This window comes from Methylobacterium haplocladii (assembly GCF_007992175.1).
Taxonomy (GTDB): Bacteria; Pseudomonadota; Alphaproteobacteria; order Rhizobiales; family Beijerinckiaceae; genus Methylobacterium; species Methylobacterium haplocladii.
This window is the reverse complement of the sequence record NZ_BJZT01000029.1, coordinates 81,482-98,313: the sequence shown is the minus strand read 5'-3', so window position 1 is coordinate 98,313 and position 16,832 is coordinate 81,482. Positions and strand designations below refer to the sequence as shown.

Genomic DNA, 16,832 nt, shown 5'->3' with positions numbered 1-16,832 from the left:
CGACGTGGATATGCCCTTCGCTTTCCGAGCGCGTCATGGGCCATCGACCCTTGGGCAAAGCGCGGTCTGCGGTTCGATCGACGGCGTTTCAGTGAGGAGCCGCGCGTGCGTGATGAAGCGAGCCAGGCCCGCTCCAAGCAACGATCGCGGGGGCTCGGCGCTCTGATCGGCCGAGGCCGGCGGCAGCGCACGCCGCCGCTTCCCGCCGATTTCGACTCGGATCTTTATCTCGACCTGAACGCCGACGTCGCCATGGCGATCGAGACCGGCACGCTGGCCTCGGCGGCGGAGCATTATCTCGCCTTCGGCCGGAACGAAGGGCGCCACTACCGGCCGCCAGCGGCGACGACCGAGCTCGGCGGCGGCCTCGCAGCCCCGTGGACGTTCCGCTATCCCTATCGTGCTTACGGCGCACTGCCGGCGATGGAATTCGCAGAGCCCGCGGCCGGGCCTAACGACGAGGCCATCGCTCGTCGTATCATCGCGGCCTGGAACCACGCCGCCGCCAGGACCGAGCGCGAGGGGCGGCCCGACACGGAGGGGATGTGGGCGGCGCGGACCCGCGGCTTCTCCCGCTTCCATCGGGCCCTTCGGGACGCGGATGCGCCCGGCTTGGCGACGATGCTCGCGGGCCTGTTCCAGTCGCATCTCGCGCACGGCCTCGCCATGGGCCGTGCCACGGCGACCTTCGCCCGCCACGCGCCCGAACCGTTCGCCGCGAGCTGGTGCGACCGGCTCCTGCGGCTCGCAGAAGCCCTGGCCCTCGCCGACGTGCGCTCGCCCGAGCAGAGCGACTACACCGCCCCTTGGGCCATCCCGGACCTGCACACCCGGATCGAAGCCGAACTCGGCTTTCCCCTGCGCTTCCCGGAGATCGGCGCGCCCTACGGCGTGCGGTTCGGCGGGAGCCTGCTGCCCGAGCACGCCTTCAGCCATGCCTATGCCGCCTGGCGGATCGGACAGATCGATGCCGGGCCGCGCCTCGCCGAGATCGGCGGCGGCTTCGGGGGCCTCGCCTGGTTCATGAACCGTCCGGACCGGCGCTACACCATCCTGGACCTGCCCTTCACCAACGCCCTCCAGGGCTGGTTCCTGCTGAAAACCGGCCTCGAGGTCTCGCTCTATGGCGAATCCGACGCAGCGATCCGGGTGCTGCCCTGGTGGGAGATCGAGAGCGCCGACACCTACGACCTCGTGATCAACCAGGATTCCCTGCCCGAGATGCCGCAGGAAACCGCGAGCGGCTACATCGCACGCATCCGCGCCATCGCGCCGCTGTTCTACTCGATCAACCAGGAGGCTGCGGCGGCCAACACCGAGGCGTTGCGACAGGGAATCGTGCCGGAACTCGTCGCCCGCGACGGAGGCTACCGGCGCCTGAGCCGCAACATGTTCTGGCTGCGCGACGGCTATGTCGAAGAACTCTATACCCGCCGCTGAAGCGCCGCGCGCCTACCTGCGGGTTATTGGCTCATTCGCCCAAGACAACCGCAAGTGTATCGTTCCCGACGGGCTCTTGCCCGTGCGCGGCCGCCGGGGCTAGAACAATCCCGGTGTTGGGGGAAACGCCGCGAGCCCATGCCGGTCAAGGACTTGACCCTTGCGGCGGCCCGGTGCCTCCTGCCGAAAAGACCAAGTGCAAACCGCGGCTCCGCATGGGATGCTCGTGGTAAGCGAGTCGAGAATTGACCGGCCCCGAGACCGCCGACCCGTCGTTTCGGCGGCGCCGGAGCATCAGGGGCGAGCACCGGCCGAAAAGGCCGGGGGGCGAGGGAGTGAGCCGTCGCATGGCCGCAGACGCCGAAGTTCTGATCGATCGTCGGCGCCTGCGCCGCAAGCTGACCCTGTGGCGCGTACTCGGCATCGGTGGGCTGATCGTTGCGGTGGGTGCCGTCGGCTATCGTGCCGGGGTCGGCACGGAAGTGTTCGGCTTCTCTGCGGCACCGAGCCAGATCGCCCGCATCTCCATCGGCGGGTTCATCGCCGGCAGCGAATCCACCACCAAGCTGATCAAGAGCGTCGGCGAGTCCGCTGCCGTGAAGGGCGTCGTGATCTCGATCTCGTCGCCCGGCGGCACCACCACCGGCTCGGAAGAGCTGTACCGGAACCTGCGTGCACTCGGCGAGAAGAAGCCGATCGTGGCGTTCGTCGACGGCACGGCGGCGTCGGGTGCCTACATCACCGCGATCGCGGCCGACCACATCGTCGCCCGCGAGACAGCCCTCGTCGGCTCGATCGGCGTGCTGTTCCAGTACCCGGAGGTCTCCGGCCTGCTCGACAAGGTCGGCGTGAAGATGGAGTCGATCAAGTCGTCGCCGCTCAAGGCCGAGCCGTCGGGCTTCACCCCGACCTCGCCGGAGGCGCGCGCCGCCCTCGCCTCGGTCGTCTCCGACACCTACGGCTGGTTCAAGGGGCTCGTCGCCGAGCGCCGGCACATGACCGACGAGGAACTCGTCAAAGTCACGGACGGGCGTGTCTTCTCCGGTCGCCAGAGCGTTCCGCTCAAGCTCGTGGACGAACTCGGCGCCGAGCGTCAGGCGGTGGCGTGGCTCGAGACGAACAAGGGGGTCGCCAAGGACCTCCCTGTGAAGGACTGGAAGCCGAAATCCGGCAGCGGCTTCACCCTGTGGTCTGCGCTGGGCTCCAGCGCGTCCCTGATCGGCCTCGACGACCTCGCCGCACGGCTTCGCGCCGTCGGCACGGAGGCGGAGGGCTATGCCGGCGGAGGCCTCCTCGTGCTCTGGCGCCCGGTGCCCTGATCGCGACGAACCGCGCCTCCACCCGCCCCCGGACTTCGGAAGACGGACGCATGATCAAATCGGAACTCGTGCTCAAGATCGCCGAGCAGAATCCCCACCTCTACCAGCGCGACGTCGAGACCCTGGTCAACGCGATCCTCGACACCATCGCCGACGCGCTCGCCCGCGGCGACCGGGTCGAACTGCGCGGCTTCGGCGCCTTCTCGGTGAAACGCCGCGAGGCACGGCGCGGTCGCAACCCGCGCACGGGCGAGGCCGTCGCCGTGTCCGAGAAGGCGATCCCCGTGTTCAAGACGGGCAAGGAGATGCGCCTGCGACTCAACAAGGCGGGAATCGGCGATGAGATGGGCGCGGAAGCGGTCGGTTGACGGCGACGCGCCGCTTGCGATCCGAATGCATATCGACGCCTTTGCCGTACCGGGCGGCCTGACGCCGGACCGGCATACACTTCGTCGGAAACCGCTCTAGCTTCCCGACATGTCCGCCGGAGACCCGAGATGATCCGCTTCCTGAAGGCCCTGATCCTGCTGCCCGTGGCGATCGTCGTGCTGCTCCTGGCCGTGGCCAACAGGAACGCCGTCACGTTGTCCTTCGACCCGTTCTCACCCGAACCCGCTTTCAGCCTCGTGCTGCCGCTCTACGCGATCGTCTTCGGGGCGGTGGCCCTCGGCATTCTGGTCGGCGGCGTCGGTGCATGGCTCGGCCAGGGCAAGTCCCGCGCGAGCGCCCGCCATCACCGCCGCGAGCGGGAAAGGCTGGAGCGCGAGACCGCGCAGCTCCGGACTTTCGGCCCCGAATCCGGAAGCCCTGCCTATGCCGGGGGCACCGCACTGCCGGCCCTCCGCTGATCGCCAAGAGTTCGAACCCGGCCGTTGTCCCCCATCCAGGTCAAGATCTGCGGCCTCAGCACCGAGCCGACGCTCGACGCAGCCCTCGACGCCGGCGCCGATCTCGTCGGCTTCGTGCATTTTGCGAAGAGCCCGCGCCATGTCGCCCTCGACCACGGCGCGGTCCTGTCGGCACGTGCGAGGGGCAGGGCCGAACGCGTCGTCTTGCTGGTCGATCCCGACGATGCCCTCGTCACTGCGGCCGTCGAGGCTCTGGACCCCGACCTGATCCAGCTCCACGGTCACGAGAGCCCGGAGCGCGTCGCCGCGATCCGCACCCGGACCGGGCGCCCGGTGATGAAGGCGATCGGCATCGCCACCCGCCCGGACCTCACGGCCGTCCCGACCTACGCCGGGTTCGCCGACCGCATCCTCCTCGACGCCAAGCCCCCGAAGGATGCGGCGCTGCCGGGCGGCAACGGACTGACCTTCGACTGGAGCCTTCTGGACGAAGCACAGCTGCCAGCGGGCACGATGCTCTCGGGCGGGCTCACACCGGAGAACGTAGCCGAGGCGCTCCGGCACACCCATCTCAGAGCCGTGGACGTCTCGTCCGGAGTGGAAACCGCGCCCGGCGAGAAGGATGTCGACAAGATCGCTGCCTTCCTCGCAGCGGTGCATCGGGCCTGATCCGACGAGCCGCGAGAGAGATCCCGTCGCATACGGCCACATTGCGGCCCGCCGCCGACAGGTCTAGGCACGCGCAACAATCGCAAATCCTTTCGCGAAGGACATCGTCCGTGACCATCGCTCCCGAACCCAATTCCTTCCGCACCGGGCCGGACGAGCGCGGCCGGTTCGGCATCTTCGGCGGGCGTTTCGTCGCCGAGACGCTGATGCCGCTGATCCTGGAGTTGGAGAAGGCCTACGAGGCGGCGAAGGCCGATCCGGCCTTCAAAGCGGACATGGAGTCCTTCGGCACCCACTATATCGGCCGGCCGAGCCCGCTCTATTACGCCGAGCGCCTGACCGAGCACCTGCGCGCCGGCGCGCCAGCCGGGAACGGTGCCAAGGTCTACTTCAAACGCGAGGAGCTGAACCACACAGGCTCGCACAAGGTGAACAACGTACTCGGGCAGATCCTGCTGGCGCGCCGCATGGGCAAGCCGCGGGTGATCGCCGAGACGGGGGCGGGACAGCACGGCGTCGCGACCGCCACGCTCTGCGCCCGCTTCGGCCTGAAATGCGTCGTCTACATGGGCGCCGTCGACGTCGAGCGGCAGGCGCCGAACGTGTTCCGCATGAAGATGCTGGGTGCCGAGGTCGTGCCCGTGCAGTCCGGCACGCGGACGCTCAAGGACGCGATGAACGAGGCCCTGCGCGACTGGGTCACCAACGTCGCCGACACCTTCTACTGCATCGGCACCGTGGCGGGGCCGCATCCCTATCCTGCGATGGTACGCGACTTCCAGTCGGTGATCGGCCGCGAGACCCGCGAGCAGATGCTGGCGCTCGAAGGCCGCCTGCCGAATTCGCTGATCGCCTGCATCGGCGGCGGCTCGAACGCCATGGGCCTGTTCCACCCCTTCCTCGACGACCGCGAGGTCGAGATCTTCGGAGTCGAGGCGGCCGGGCACGGGATTTCGAGCGGCCTGCACGCCGCCTCGCTCTCGGGCGGCAAGCCGGGCGTGCTGCACGGCAACCGCACCTATCTCCTGATGAACGAAGACGGCCAGATCGCCGACGCGCATTCGATCTCGGCGGGGCTCGACTATCCCGGCATCGGCCCCGAGCACGCCTTCCTCCACGAGGCCGGCCGCGTCACCTACCTCTCGGCCACCGACGGCGAGACGCTGGAAGCGTTCAAGTTGTGTTCGTCGCTGGAGGGCATCATCCCGGCCCTGGAGCCGGCCCACGCCCTCGCCCGGGTGATCGACCTCGCCCCGCAGCGTCCGGCCGATCACCTCATGGTGCTCAACCTCTCCGGCCGCGGCGACAAGGACATCCCGCAGGTGTCGGAAATCTTCGCGAAGCAAAGCGCCTGATCACGAGCCGGCGTTGCGCGCCATGAAGGTCGCGGGGCTGCCGTCCTCCGGGTTCACGAAGACGATGTCGGTGGGTTCGCGCCGCGGCGTGTCGATCGAGAGGAAGACGAGCGGCTCGCCCAGGATCTGCGGCAGGGCGTGCACGGTACCTCGCTCGAAGAACAGCAGTTCGCCCGGCCCGAATTCCGCCTCCGTCGCGGCATCGTCCATCCAGAACGTGCCGCGCCCTGCGACCACGTAGAGGTATTCGTCGCAGGTCGCGTGGTAGAGCGGCGGCGTCGGCCTGTAGACGCGAAAGACCCGTGCGCTCGCCGCCTCCCGATCGATCAGATAGGTGTCGACCAGAAGCGTCGCGGCCGTCTCGGGCAAGGTGGCGACGATGGCCTCGATGTCGAACCGCCCGGTCTTCGCGGTCTGATCGGCGTCGCTCATTCCGCTCGGCTCCAGAGAGGTTGATCCAGTCTGAGATTTGGAGCAGCGGACCTTCAAGTCACGCGTCCATCATCGCACGAACGCGCGGAATCGCCAGACGAAAACCTTACGTTTACCGGCCGTAACCCTTTCTTCACCATGGACGACCACCGTCCGATCACGTCTCGCGGGTTCGGACTCATCGCATGTCAGGCAGTTTTTTCGCGCCGCTCCGTCGTCGCATCGTCGCGGTCGCGCTGATCCCGTGCCTCGCCTTCGCGGTGGTGGCGACGCTGGCCGTGGTCGAGCGGATGGCCCAGGGGCGCGAGATGGTCCGTCTCGAAGGGCTCGTCGCCCTGTCGGGCAAAATCAGTGCCTTCGTGCACGAGGCGCAAAAGGAACGAGGCGCGTCGAGCCTGTTCCTCGGCTCGAAGGGAACGCAGTTCGGCGCCGAGCTCGCGGCGCAGCGCAAGCTCCTCGACGGCACCCGTGAGCTGCTTCCGAGCGCCCTCGACGCAGCGGAATCCGACGGCCTGGGCGATGGCTTCGCCGGGAAGGTCACCGCCCTGCGCGACGGGATCGCCAGGATCGACGGGCACCGCAAGGCCATCGATGCGGTCGGCCTGACCCCGCCCGAGAACGTCGCATTCTTCTCGAGCGTGATCGCCGATGCGCTTAACCTCGTGCGCGACGTCTCCCACGTCGCCACCGATCCCGCGATCGGCGCGCGCATCTCCGCCTATTCGGCCTTCCTCTCCCTCAAGGAATTGTCCGGCCAGGAGCGCGCCGCCGCTTCGGCCGTCTTCGCCTCGGGCTCGATGGACCTCGCCGGGCTCAGGCGGATGAGCGGCCTCGCCGCCAACCAAGCGACCTTCGAAACCCTGTTCCGCACCGGGAGCCCGGCCGAGCACGACGCGGCCCTCGATGCCGCGAACGCCTCGGAGGCGGCCCGCGAGGTCGCCCGCATCCGTGCCATCGCCCTCGACACGGTTCCCGGCCAGCCGCTCGCCTTCACCGACGCCAAGGGCTGGTTCAGGCTCGCGACGCAACGCATCGACGGCCTGAAGGCGATCGAGGATCGCCTGACCGCCGAACTCTCCGCACGGGCCGCCGAGGCGCGCGCCAGGGCCGAGAACGGCGTCTGGATCTGGGGTGGGGCGGGTTTGGCGACCCTCGCGCTCTCGGTGCTGCTCGCCTTCCGGCTGGGCTCGGCCATCGCCCGGCCGCTCACCCGGATGGCCGAGGTGCTCACCGCCATCGGCCAGGGCCGGACCGACGTGACCATCGCTACGGACGGCCCGAGCGAAGTTCGCGCCATCGCCGCTGCCGCATCCAGCTTCCGCGACAGCGTCATCGAGCGCCGGCGCAGCCGTGACGCGCAGGAGCGCATGAGCGAGGAGCAGGCTGCCCGCCAGCACGCGGCGATGCTGGGCATCGCCGACGGCTTCGAGGCGCGGGTCGGCGGCATCGTCGAGGCGGTCTCCGCTGCTTCCCATCAGCTCGAGGCCGCGGCCCGCGCCATGAGCGCCACCGCCAGCGAGACCTCGAACCGCAGCACGGCGGTCGCCAGGGCCTCGGAGCACGCCGCGCGCTCCTCCGACACCGTCGCCGCGGCGACCGAGGAACTGTCGGCCTCGATCCGCGAGATCGCGACGCAGGTCACCGCCTCGGCGGACGCGGCCGGCATCGCCGAGCACGATGCCACGCGCATGACCGCGGAGGTGGAGCGTCTCGCTGCCGCGGCCGCCAGCATCGGCCGCATCGTCGGCCTGATCTCCGAGATCGCGGCTCAGACCAACCTTCTCGCCCTCAACGCCACGATCGAAGCGGCCCGCGCGGGCGAGGCCGGGCGCGGCTTCTCGGTCGTCGCGGCGGAGGTGAAGGATCTCGCCGGCCAGACCGCGAAGGCCACGGAGGAGATCGCGGCCCGCGTTGGCGAGATCACCGCGTCGACCCAAGCCTCCGTCACCGGCATTTCCGGCATCACCACGACGATCCGCAACCTCTCGCGAATCTCGGCGGACATCGCCTCCGCCGTGGAAGAGCAGGGCGCGGCCACGACGGAGATCGCCCGCACCACCGCCGAGACCTCGCAGGGCAGCCGCCTCGTCTCCGAGAACATCGCCGGCGTGTCTCAGGCGGCCGATTCCGCGAGCGCGGGTTCGGCGCAGGTGCTCTCGGCCGCGAGCGATCTCGCCCGGCAGGCGCGTGACCTCCGCTCCGAGATCGGCGGGTTCCTGGCGACCGTGCGAGCGGCGTAACGTCTCTTCCATCCGAAGGCGATCGAACGGGTAGGCTTCGAGAAAGCGCGGTCGGCGATCAATGCCGCGCTTCGCCCTGGGCCGGTTCGTCGGCGATGGCGCTGACCGCGCCGCCGGAGCGCGGATTGACCTTGAGGTTCTGGCGCAGCCCCTGGAGGTGGTCGACGGCAACCTGCGTGTCCGGCTTCAGGCCGCTGACGATGGCGGTGGACTCGCCATAGACGTCGCCCGTCTCGATCGGGGTCATCTGCACCGTACCGTCCTCGGCCACCGTCCAGACGACCTGCTGGTCGAGCTGAGAGGACAGGGCGATGGTCGGCACCAGCAGGCGGTCCTGCCGCCCGACCTCGACCCGGGCGCGGACGAACTGGCCGGGGAGGTAGCGCTCGTCCTTGTTCTCGACCTTGGCCTGTACGAGGCGCCGCGCCGTGCGCGGATCGAAGCGGTTGTCGAGCTTGTAGATCGTCGCCTCGCGCACCGGCTTGCGGCGCTCGTCGAGCAGCTGGACCTTCACCACGTCGCCATGCATCGCCCGGCGCACGGCCTCCACATCCTCGGAGGAGAGCGCCATCTGCACGTCGATGGGATCGACCTGGACCACCGACACGAGGTTGGTCTGGTTCTCGATGACCATGTCGCCGATGTTCACCAGCGACAGGCTGGAGCGGCCGTCGAAGGGCGCGTTGACCTCTGCATAGTCGAGGTTGAGCTGCTGCCGGGCGATGGCCGCCTCGGCTTCCTGCAGCTTGCCCAGGGCACCGGCGAGGTTCGACTGGTTCTGCTGGTTGCGCTGTTCGGAGGCATAGCCCTTCTCGACCAGCTGCTCGGTCCGGCCGAGTTCCGATTGCGCGAAGTCGAGGGCCGCCTTGGCCTGCCCCTGCTGGGCCTTCGCCGCCTGCAACGCCACCTGGAACGGGCGCGGATCGATCTTGAACAGCAACTGGCCCTTCTTCACGTGGCCGCCCGGCTCGAAGGCCCGCTCGACGACCTTGCCGGACACGCGGGCCTGCAGTTCGGCATCGGCCGGCGAGATGATGGTGCCGGTGTACTCGAACGCGATCGGCACCGATTGCCGTGAGGCCCGGACGACGCGAACGTCGATCCGTGGTTCGTCTTTCTCGGCCTTCTCGGCGCGCTTCAGCGTGTGGAAATGCTCGGCGACGAAGTTCGGGATCGGATGTCCGGCGCCCCACCAGACGCCGCCGCCGACACCCGCCGCTGCGATCAGCGCGCCGGCAACAACGAAACCGAGACCTGACCGCACACGATGCTCCCGTGGAAAGCCGCAAGCGTCTCGTGAGACCCAAGCCGACAGAGGAACACGCAGAGAGCGAACACGTTGCAAGCTCGATCGCGGTTCGGGGAGCTCGACGAGAACGCATGTTCGCCAAGTTCGTCGACCGGCCGATCCTGGCGGCCATGATTTCCGTCGTCATCACCGCAATCGGCATCGTCGCCGGGCTGACCCTTCCGATCGCGCAATATCCCGAGATCGCGCCGCCGGTGATCAACATCCAGGCGAGCTATCCCGGCGCCAGCGCCCAGCAGGCCTACGAGTCGATCGCGATCCCGCTGGAGCAGGAAATCAACGGCGCCCAGAGCCTGCTCTATATCAACTCTACGTCGAGCACCGACGGCAGCGTCTCGATCGATGCGACCTTCGAGGTCGGCTACGACCTGAACGGCGCAGCCGCGGACGTGTTGACCCGCGCCAAGCGCGCGGAGGACAAGCTGCCGGAGGCCGTGCAGCGCCAGGGCCTCGAGATCCAGAAGAGCTCACGCCAGCAGCTGGGCAACATCGTGCTCTATGCCGACGAGGGCACCGGCTACGACGAGCTGTTCCTCTCGAATTGGGCCGAGACGCAGGTGATCAAGCCGCTGCGGCGCGTCACCGGAATGGGGCGCATCCAGAACTTTTCGCAGATGCGCTACGCCATGCGGCTCTGGCTCGACCCGGCCAAGATGGAGGCGCTCGGCATCGGGGTCGAACGGGTCCGGGAAGCGGTCGCCGCGCAGAACGCCCAGATCACCACCGGTTCCCTCGGCAAGCCCCCGCTCGACAATCCGACGCCGTTTCAGTTGCAGATCGTCACCAAGGGCCGCCTGACCAAGCCCGAGGAGTTCGGCAACATCGTCCTCAGAGCCAATCCCGACGGTTCGGTCGTCCGGGTGTCGGACGTGGCCAGGGTCGAACTCGGCTCCGAGCAGTATGGGGTCACGTCGAGCTTCGACGGCAAGCCCTCGGCGACGCTCGGCATCTACCAGAACCCCGACGCCAACGCCGTCGAAGTGATGGACGGCGCCCGCAATACGATGAAGGACCTCGCCAAAAGCTTTCCGCCGGGCCTGCACTACAAGATCGCGCTGGACCGCACCGAGTTCGTGAAGGAGGCGATCTACGAGGTGGTGCACACCCTCGTCGAGGCGATCCTGATCGTCATCGTCGTGACCTACCTGTTCCTGCAGAACTGGCGCGCGACGCTGATCCCCTCGATCGCGGTGCCCGTGGCGTTGATCGGTACCTTCGGGCCGATGGCCGCGCTGGGCTTTTCCTTCAACACGCTGAGCCTGCTCGGACTGGTGCTCGCCGTCGGCCTCGTCGTGGACGACGCCATCATCGTGGTCGAGAACACCGAGCGCCTGATGGCCGAGGGCATGGCGCCGAAGCAGGCCTCCCGCGAAGCCGTGACCGAGGTCGCCGGTCCCGTCATCGCCACCACGCTGGTACTCGCCGCCCTGTTCGTGCCGGTGGCGTTCATCCCCGGACTGACGGGCAAACTCTACAACCAGTTCGCGCTCACCATCGCGATCTCGGTGGGTATTTCCGGACTGGTCTCGCTGACCCTGACCCCGGCCCTCTGCGGCCTGCTCCTGCGGCGGCATCAGGCCGCGAAGAAGTCGTGGTGGCGTGCGCCCCTGCGCTGGTTCGATGTGGCTCTGGAGCGCAGTGCCAACGCGGTGGCGGCGACGGCCGGCCCGCTGTCACGTCACATCGTGCTGACGCTCACCGTGTTCGCGCTCTTCGCCGGGCTGACGTTCTGGCTGTTCTCGCTACGCCCCACCGGCTTCGTGCCGGACGAGGATCAGGGCTATGCCTACGCCGAGGTTGCCTTGCCGAAGGGCGCATCGGTCGCGCGCACGGAAGTGATGGTCCAGCGCGTCGGCACCTATCTGCGTGAGCGCGGCGATGTCGACCACACCATCGGCGTCGGCGGCCGCAGCTTCCTGGCCGACACCGTCGCTTCGTTCTACGGGTTCAACATCCCGGTGATGAAGAACTGGAGCGAGCGCACCACCACGGTCGACGCCATGATCGCGGACGTGGAAAAGCGCTTCAAGAACGATCCCGACGGCGAGATCCGCGTCGCCAACCCGTCACCGCTGCCGGGGCTCGGCACGCGCGGCGGCCTGACGCTGGAGATCCAGGATCGCAGCGGCAATGGCGGCCTCGGGCTCGCCCAGACCGCGAACGACTTCATCGAGAAGATCAAGGCGCTGCCCGGTGTCAGGAGCGCCACGCCGACCACCGAGTTCGGAGTGCCGCAGATCCGGCTCGATATCGACCGCGCCAAGGCCGAGCAGCTCGGCGTGCCGCTGTCGCGGCTGTTCGATGCGCTGGGCGCCTATGTCGGCTCGTCCTACATCAACCTCTTCAACCGCTTCGGCTTCGTCTACCAAGTCTATATCCAGGCTGAGGATTCCGGCCGGCGATCCCTCGCCGACATCGAGGCGCTGACGGTGCTGAACAGCCAGAACCAGCCGGTGCGGATCGGCTCTCTGGTGCAGCCGCATTTCGTCTCCGGCCCGACGGCGGTCCTGTCCTACAACACCTATCCGGCGATCGAGGTATCGATCTCGCTGGACGCCACCGCGAGTTCCGGCACGGCCATCGCCGATATCGAGGCGCTGGCGGAGACGGCGCTGCCGCGCACCTTCTCGGCCGAATGGACCGAGGTCGCCTTCCAGGAAAAGATCGCGGGCGGCTACGCGCCCATCATCTTCGGATTCGGCGTGTTCATGATCTTCTGCGTGCTGGCCGGCCAGTACGAGTCGCTGCGCTTGCCGCTGGTGATCCTGCTCGCGACGCCGCTGGCGATCTTCGGCGCCGTCGGCGCCCTGGCCCTACGCGGCCTGCCACTCGACGTTTTCGGGCAGATCGGGTTGCTGCTGCTCGTCGGGCTGGCCGCCAAGAACTCGATCCTGCTCGTCTCCTTCGCGGAGGAGCTGCGCGAGAAGGGCGAGGATGCCTTAAGCGCGGCCCAGCATGCCACGCGTCTGCGCATGCGCCCGATCCTGATGACCTCGTTCGCCTTCATCCTCGGCTCGGTGCCGCTGGCCATCGCAAGCGGCGCGGGCGCGAATGCGCGCCTCTCCATGGGCACCGTGGTGATCGGGGGGCTCCTGGTGGCGACAATCCTGACGCTGTTCGTCACACCGGTCTTCTATGTCGCCGCCGACCGGCTTCGGAGCGAGACACCGGAGGAGAAGGAGCGGTCAGGCGAAGCGGGCGCGGCGCCGAGCCCCACGCATTAGCCGATGCAGGTCGCCGCATCCCTTACGGATCGGCGTCCTCCACCGCCGACATTGCGGCCCGCTTTCGCGCGGCCTTCGGGGTTGGCGGCGGCTCGAAGGCGACGAAGCGGCCGGTCGGCCCGTAGACGGCGCCGAGGACGGCATCGAAATGGCGCCGGACGCAGTCGTGGCACTCGCAGGCCGCCTTCTCCATGGCCGGGCGGGCCATGATGGTGATACGGCCACGGCCCACCGCGATCAGGCCCTGGTCCTGAAGCGTGCGCAGGATTCGGGTGAGATAGGTGCGTTGAACACCCAGCATCGCGGCCAGAAGCTCCTGCGTCACCGGAAGAACTTCGCTGCCGAGCCGGTCCTGAAGCGTCATCAGCCAGCGCAGACAGCGCGACTCGATCGGATGGAGGGCATTGCACGCCACCGATTGCAGCACCTGCGCCAGTAGACAGTCGGCGTAACGGCTGAACAGGTTGCGCACGGGCTCCGAGAGCCGCTTGGCCTCCTGCAGACGGCTCGAATCGATCCGCAGGATCGGACCGCCGAGCTGTACGACGGCATGGGTCGAGGCCGGCAACCCACCGTTGCTGACGATGCCGCCGACCGCGCCCTCGCGGCCGATCGTGGCCGTCTCGGCGCTACGGCCGTCCGCCATCGAGATCAGCAGCGTCACGACCGTCTTGTCGCAGGGGAAGCTGATGTAGGAGATGTCGCCGCCGGCCGCGAAGACCGTGTCGCCGCGCCCGTATTGGACCAGTTCGAGATGCGGCTCGAGCAGGGAGCGATCCGCCTTGCGAAGCGCCTTGAGCAGCAGGTTGCTTTCTAGGAACTCGCTCGGTGTAGACATTCGCTATACTATGTTCACGGTTCGTCTGCCGGGATGCGTAGCGCACCGCTACCCTCAGCGTCTGTATAGTTTCTCACATTCAGACCGATTCCGAAAGGTTGCCCAGTCCCGCCGTGCGAATTCGGCGACACTTGGGGGCGCGGCTCGATTTCGGAGGCGCCATCCCAGGGCTCGCTATGCCGGGTCCTCGATTATTTCCCCGTGCACAGCCCCTGGCCGGCAAGCCGTGGGTGCTCGCGCGGATCGCAATCCGTCGAGAGGAACGAGGCCCATTCCGCGGGGCTGCCGTAGAAGGCATTCCGGTCGACGTCGCCGCGCACGCCCGGCACCCGGCCGGTCGAGGTGAATTGCCAGAGCATCCACTTGCGGTTGGCGAAGCGCTGCTCGGGCTCGGCCGCGGTGGAGCGCAACCAATGCGGGTAATCGGGCAATTCGTCCTCGAGCACGTCCTTGTGGAACGTGATGTCGGTGTAGATGATCGGCCGCTTGCCCGTGTAACGCTCCATCTCGACGAGCATGTATTTCGTCATGGCCAGCGCCTGGGCCTTGGGCAGCTTCTTCGGGCAGCTCTGCGAATGACCGTTCCACTCGACGTCGAGCACCGGGGGGAGGGCACTCGGATCGTTCGGGACGTTGCGCTTGAACCAGGCCATCTGCTCCTCGGCGGAGCGGCACCAGAACACGAAATGGTAGGCGCCGCGCGGCACGCCGGCCTGAGCCGCGCCGTCCCAGTTCGCGCGGAAGCGGTCGTCGACGTGGTCTCCGCCCTCGGTCGCCTTGATGAAGGCGAACTGCGTGCCGGCGGCCCGGACCGAGGCCCAGTCGATGGGGCCCTGCCACTTCGAGATGTCGATGCCCTGGATCGGGTGCTGCTTGGCCTTGGCCACGCCCGGATGGGGCTTCGTGTCCCCCTTGGTGGGGTAGTAGTTGAAGGTGTCGCCCGCACAGGCCGCGAGGCCCGACAGCAGGATCGCCGCGGCGGCGCGCCCGGCCCAGCGACGGACACGGCCGAAAGAGGCCTCAGGCGCGCGACGGGACCCGTTCTCCAAAGACATCGTGCCCCCGCTCGACCTCGGCCGCGCCATCTCTACGGCTCATCGATGCCCTAGACGCGGTTAACGGAGGTTTGACGGCAGCCGAACAGATTCTGCACAAGCGTTGCCGAAAGAGCACAAAATCGTTGCGCCGCGTCGCCGCTCCGCCGTGCAAGCCTTTGAGAAAACGAGATAATCGCGTGAGGCCGACATGGCGAAAACCCTGTTTACCATTGGTTACGAAGGCCTCGATCCGGAGCGGCTGACCGCCGCACTCAGGGACGCGGGCGTGGCCCGGCTCACGGATGTCCGCGCCGTCGCCAACTCGCGCAAGCGCGGCTTCTCCAAGGGCGCGCTGAAAGCCGGCCTGGAGGAGGCCGGACTCGGCTACGACCATTACCGGTCCCTCGGCACGCCGAAGGCCGGCCGGCAGGCCGCACGCGCCCACGACGCCGCGCTGATGCGCAAGATCTATTGCGAGGAGGTGCTCGACACCGCCGATGGCGGCCTCGCGCTCGATCGGCTCGTGGACTTGGCGGAGCGAGCGCCGATCTGCCTGCTCTGCTTCGAGCGCGATCCCGAGCGCTGCCACCGCCGGGTGCTGGCGGAGCGGCTGGAGGCGAAAGGCTTCGCGACGGTGGATCTGTTCGGCTGAGCCGGGCCTACCAGTAGCCGCCGCATTGCCGGTTGGCATCGTGCATCGCCATGCCCTTGGCTCCACCGGCCAGGAGCAGACCCAGCGTCGTCAGACCGGCGATGGCGACGAATGCAAACATGTCTGCAAGTTTGCCGATTCGTGGTGAACGAACGGTTAAGCCTCCCGGCGAGCCGAAGCGGACCGCCATCGCCGCGGAAACCGTGACGGCACTCGTGGGTTCTCCCGGTGTCCGGCGGGAGACCAAGCCTCGGCCGGCTTCATCACCATCGAGCGCACCCGAAGATCAGAGGCCTCATGCGAGCGATCCTCCCGGCACTCCTGCTGTCCGTGACGTTGGCACTGCCCGGCCATGCGCAGGAAGACACGGCGAACGCCTCGGCCCAGCTTACGCCGGCCTTGCGCTCCGCCGATCTCGTCTTCAACGGCATCACGCGCTCGAAGGATGGACGCCTGTTCTCACCGTTCCAGCGGCAGGAGAAGGGCAGGGGCCTCGAGCTCGGCGAATGGAAGAGCGGCAAGCCGGCGGCCTACCCCGACGAGGCTTGGAATGCCTGGAAGCCGGGCGACGACGCGGCCAGGGCCTTCGTCGGCGTCAACGCGATCCGGATGGGGCCCGACGGCGATCTCTGGGTGCTCGACAAGGGCGCGGCCGGCTTCGGCGAGGCCCCGCTGCCCGGCGGCCCGAAACTCGTGCAGATCGATCTCGCAACGAACGCCGTCCGCAGGGTCTATCCCCTGGAGGCCGCGACCACGCCCAAGAGCTTCATCGACGATTTCCGCTTCAACGGGCGCAAGGTCTACCTGACCGATGCCGGACAGCCGGGACTGATCGTGCTCGACCTCGACGATGGCGGGACGCGCCGTGTCCTCGACGGGCATCGGTCGATGATCGCGCAGCGCCCGCTCACCGGCGAGGACAAGGTGCTGCTCGACCCGAAGGGCAAGCCGATCACTGTCCACGCCGACCAGCTCGAAGTCTCGCCGGACGGCAAGACCTTCTACTATCAGGCCTGCACCGGTCCGCTCTATCGGATCGAGACCCGCTGGCTCGACGATGCCGCGGCAACCGACGCTGAGCGGGCCGGGCACATCATCCTCCATGCCGCCACGGTCTCGACCGGCGGCACGGCGATCGATGCTGCCGGCAACATCTACGCGAGCGACGCCGATGGCCTGCGCATCCTCAAGATCGCACCGGACGGCGGCACCAGCACGCTGGTGCAGGATCCCCGCCTCGTCTGGGTCGACGCGATGTGGATCGACGAGGAGGGCGGTCTCTGGATTCCGGCCGCCCAGGTGAACCGCACCAAGGGCTTCAACGGCGGAAAGGCCGCCTTGCGATTCCCGACCACGATCTTCCGCATGGAGATCGGTGCGAGGCCGGTGCGGAACTGAGGCGGGTATTTTCTGCGCAGGAGGACCGCGCAGAACGCAAGAGGCGAACATGGCAATCGCCACGGCTCCAG

General features: G+C 68.1%; 14 protein-coding genes. 10 read left to right on the top strand and 4 right to left on the bottom strand.

All coding sequences use genetic code 11. The features are described 5' to 3' along the window. Window positions 1-105: 105 nt before the first annotated feature. The 6 genes from MHA02_RS13815 (at window position 106) to trpB (ending at window position 5,631) form a co-directional block, all read left to right on the top strand. The gene (locus tag MHA02_RS13815; RefSeq protein ID WP_147079576.1) at window positions 106-1,440 is read left to right on the top strand and encodes a class I SAM-dependent methyltransferase; all 1,335 of its coding nucleotides are present in this window, start codon (window positions 106-108) and stop codon (window positions 1,438-1,440) included. 347 nt (window positions 1,441-1,787) lie between these two features. Beyond that, window positions 1,788-2,759, top strand: a complete 972-nt coding sequence (sppA, locus tag MHA02_RS13810; RefSeq protein ID WP_147079574.1) for a signal peptide peptidase SppA — start codon at window positions 1,788-1,790, stop codon at window positions 2,757-2,759. 50 nt (window positions 2,760-2,809) lie between these two features. Beyond that, entirely contained in the window at window positions 2,810-3,127 is a 318-nt protein-coding gene (locus tag MHA02_RS13805) for an integration host factor subunit beta (protein ID WP_147079572.1), read from the top strand. A gap of 129 nt (window positions 3,128-3,256) precedes the next feature. Beyond that, entirely contained in the window at window positions 3,257-3,607 is a 351-nt protein-coding gene (locus MHA02_RS13800; protein WP_147079570.1) for a lipopolysaccharide assembly protein LapA domain-containing protein, read from the top strand. Window positions 3,608-3,631: 24 nt separating this feature from the next. Continuing rightward, window positions 3,632-4,276 carry a phosphoribosylanthranilate isomerase gene (locus MHA02_RS13795; RefSeq protein ID WP_147079568.1) on the top strand — a complete coding sequence of 215 codons (645 nt, stop codon included), beginning with the start codon at window positions 3,632-3,634 and terminating at the stop codon, window positions 4,274-4,276. A gap of 110 nt (window positions 4,277-4,386) precedes the next feature. Beyond that, window positions 4,387-5,631: a tryptophan synthase subunit beta gene (trpB, locus tag MHA02_RS13790; protein ID WP_147079565.1), complete on the top strand. Its 1,245-nt coding sequence runs from the start codon at window positions 4,387-4,389 to the stop codon at window positions 5,629-5,631. Here the strand turns inward: trpB and MHA02_RS13785 are convergent, their stop codons facing one another. After that, a complete protein-coding gene (locus MHA02_RS13785; protein WP_147079563.1) occupies window positions 5,632-6,063 on the bottom strand; it encodes a cupin domain-containing protein in 432 nt (143 codons plus the stop codon). 185 nt (window positions 6,064-6,248) lie between these two features. On the opposite strand from MHA02_RS13785, the gene MHA02_RS13780 reads away from it, so the two are divergent. After that, window positions 6,249-8,303: a methyl-accepting chemotaxis protein gene (locus tag MHA02_RS13780; RefSeq protein ID WP_147079562.1), complete on the top strand. Its 2,055-nt coding sequence runs from the start codon at window positions 6,249-6,251 to the stop codon at window positions 8,301-8,303. Window positions 8,304-8,361: 58 nt separating this feature from the next. On the opposite strand, the gene MHA02_RS13775 is transcribed toward MHA02_RS13780, so the two are convergent. Next, window positions 8,362-9,567 carry an efflux RND transporter periplasmic adaptor subunit gene (locus tag MHA02_RS13775; RefSeq protein WP_147079560.1) on the bottom strand — a complete coding sequence of 402 codons (1,206 nt, stop codon included), beginning with the start codon at window positions 9,565-9,567 and terminating at the stop codon, window positions 8,362-8,364. Between the two features lie 116 nt (window positions 9,568-9,683). Here MHA02_RS13775 and MHA02_RS13770 point away from each other — a divergent pair, with 116 nt between their 5' ends. After that, window positions 9,684-12,836 carry an efflux RND transporter permease subunit gene (locus MHA02_RS13770; protein ID WP_147079558.1) on the top strand — a complete coding sequence of 1,051 codons (3,153 nt, stop codon included), beginning with the start codon at window positions 9,684-9,686 and terminating at the stop codon, window positions 12,834-12,836. A 22-nt stretch (window positions 12,837-12,858) separates the two neighbouring features. On the opposite strand, the gene MHA02_RS13765 is transcribed toward MHA02_RS13770, so the two are convergent. Beyond that, complete coding sequence (locus MHA02_RS13765) at window positions 12,859-13,674, bottom strand: Crp/Fnr family transcriptional regulator (RefSeq protein ID WP_147079556.1); 816 nt, start codon at window positions 13,672-13,674, stop codon at window positions 12,859-12,861. Window positions 13,675-13,865: 191 nt separating this feature from the next. Further along, the gene (locus tag MHA02_RS13760) at window positions 13,866-14,729 is read right to left on the bottom strand and encodes a glycoside hydrolase family 25 protein (RefSeq protein WP_147079554.1); all 864 of its coding nucleotides are present in this window, start codon (window positions 14,727-14,729) and stop codon (window positions 13,866-13,868) included. A gap of 190 nt (window positions 14,730-14,919) precedes the next feature. Here MHA02_RS13760 and MHA02_RS13755 point away from each other — a divergent pair, with 190 nt between their 5' ends. Together MHA02_RS13755 and MHA02_RS13750 are read left to right on the top strand one after the other, a co-directional pair. Further along, window positions 14,920-15,363 (top strand): DUF488 domain-containing protein, encoded by a 444-nt coding sequence (locus tag MHA02_RS13755; RefSeq protein WP_147079552.1) that lies wholly within the window; start codon window positions 14,920-14,922, stop codon window positions 15,361-15,363. A 297-nt stretch (window positions 15,364-15,660) separates the two neighbouring features. Continuing rightward, complete coding sequence (locus tag MHA02_RS13750) at window positions 15,661-16,761, top strand: SMP-30/gluconolactonase/LRE family protein (protein WP_147079550.1); 1,101 nt, start codon at window positions 15,661-15,663, stop codon at window positions 16,759-16,761. Window positions 16,762-16,832: the final 71 nt, after the last annotated feature.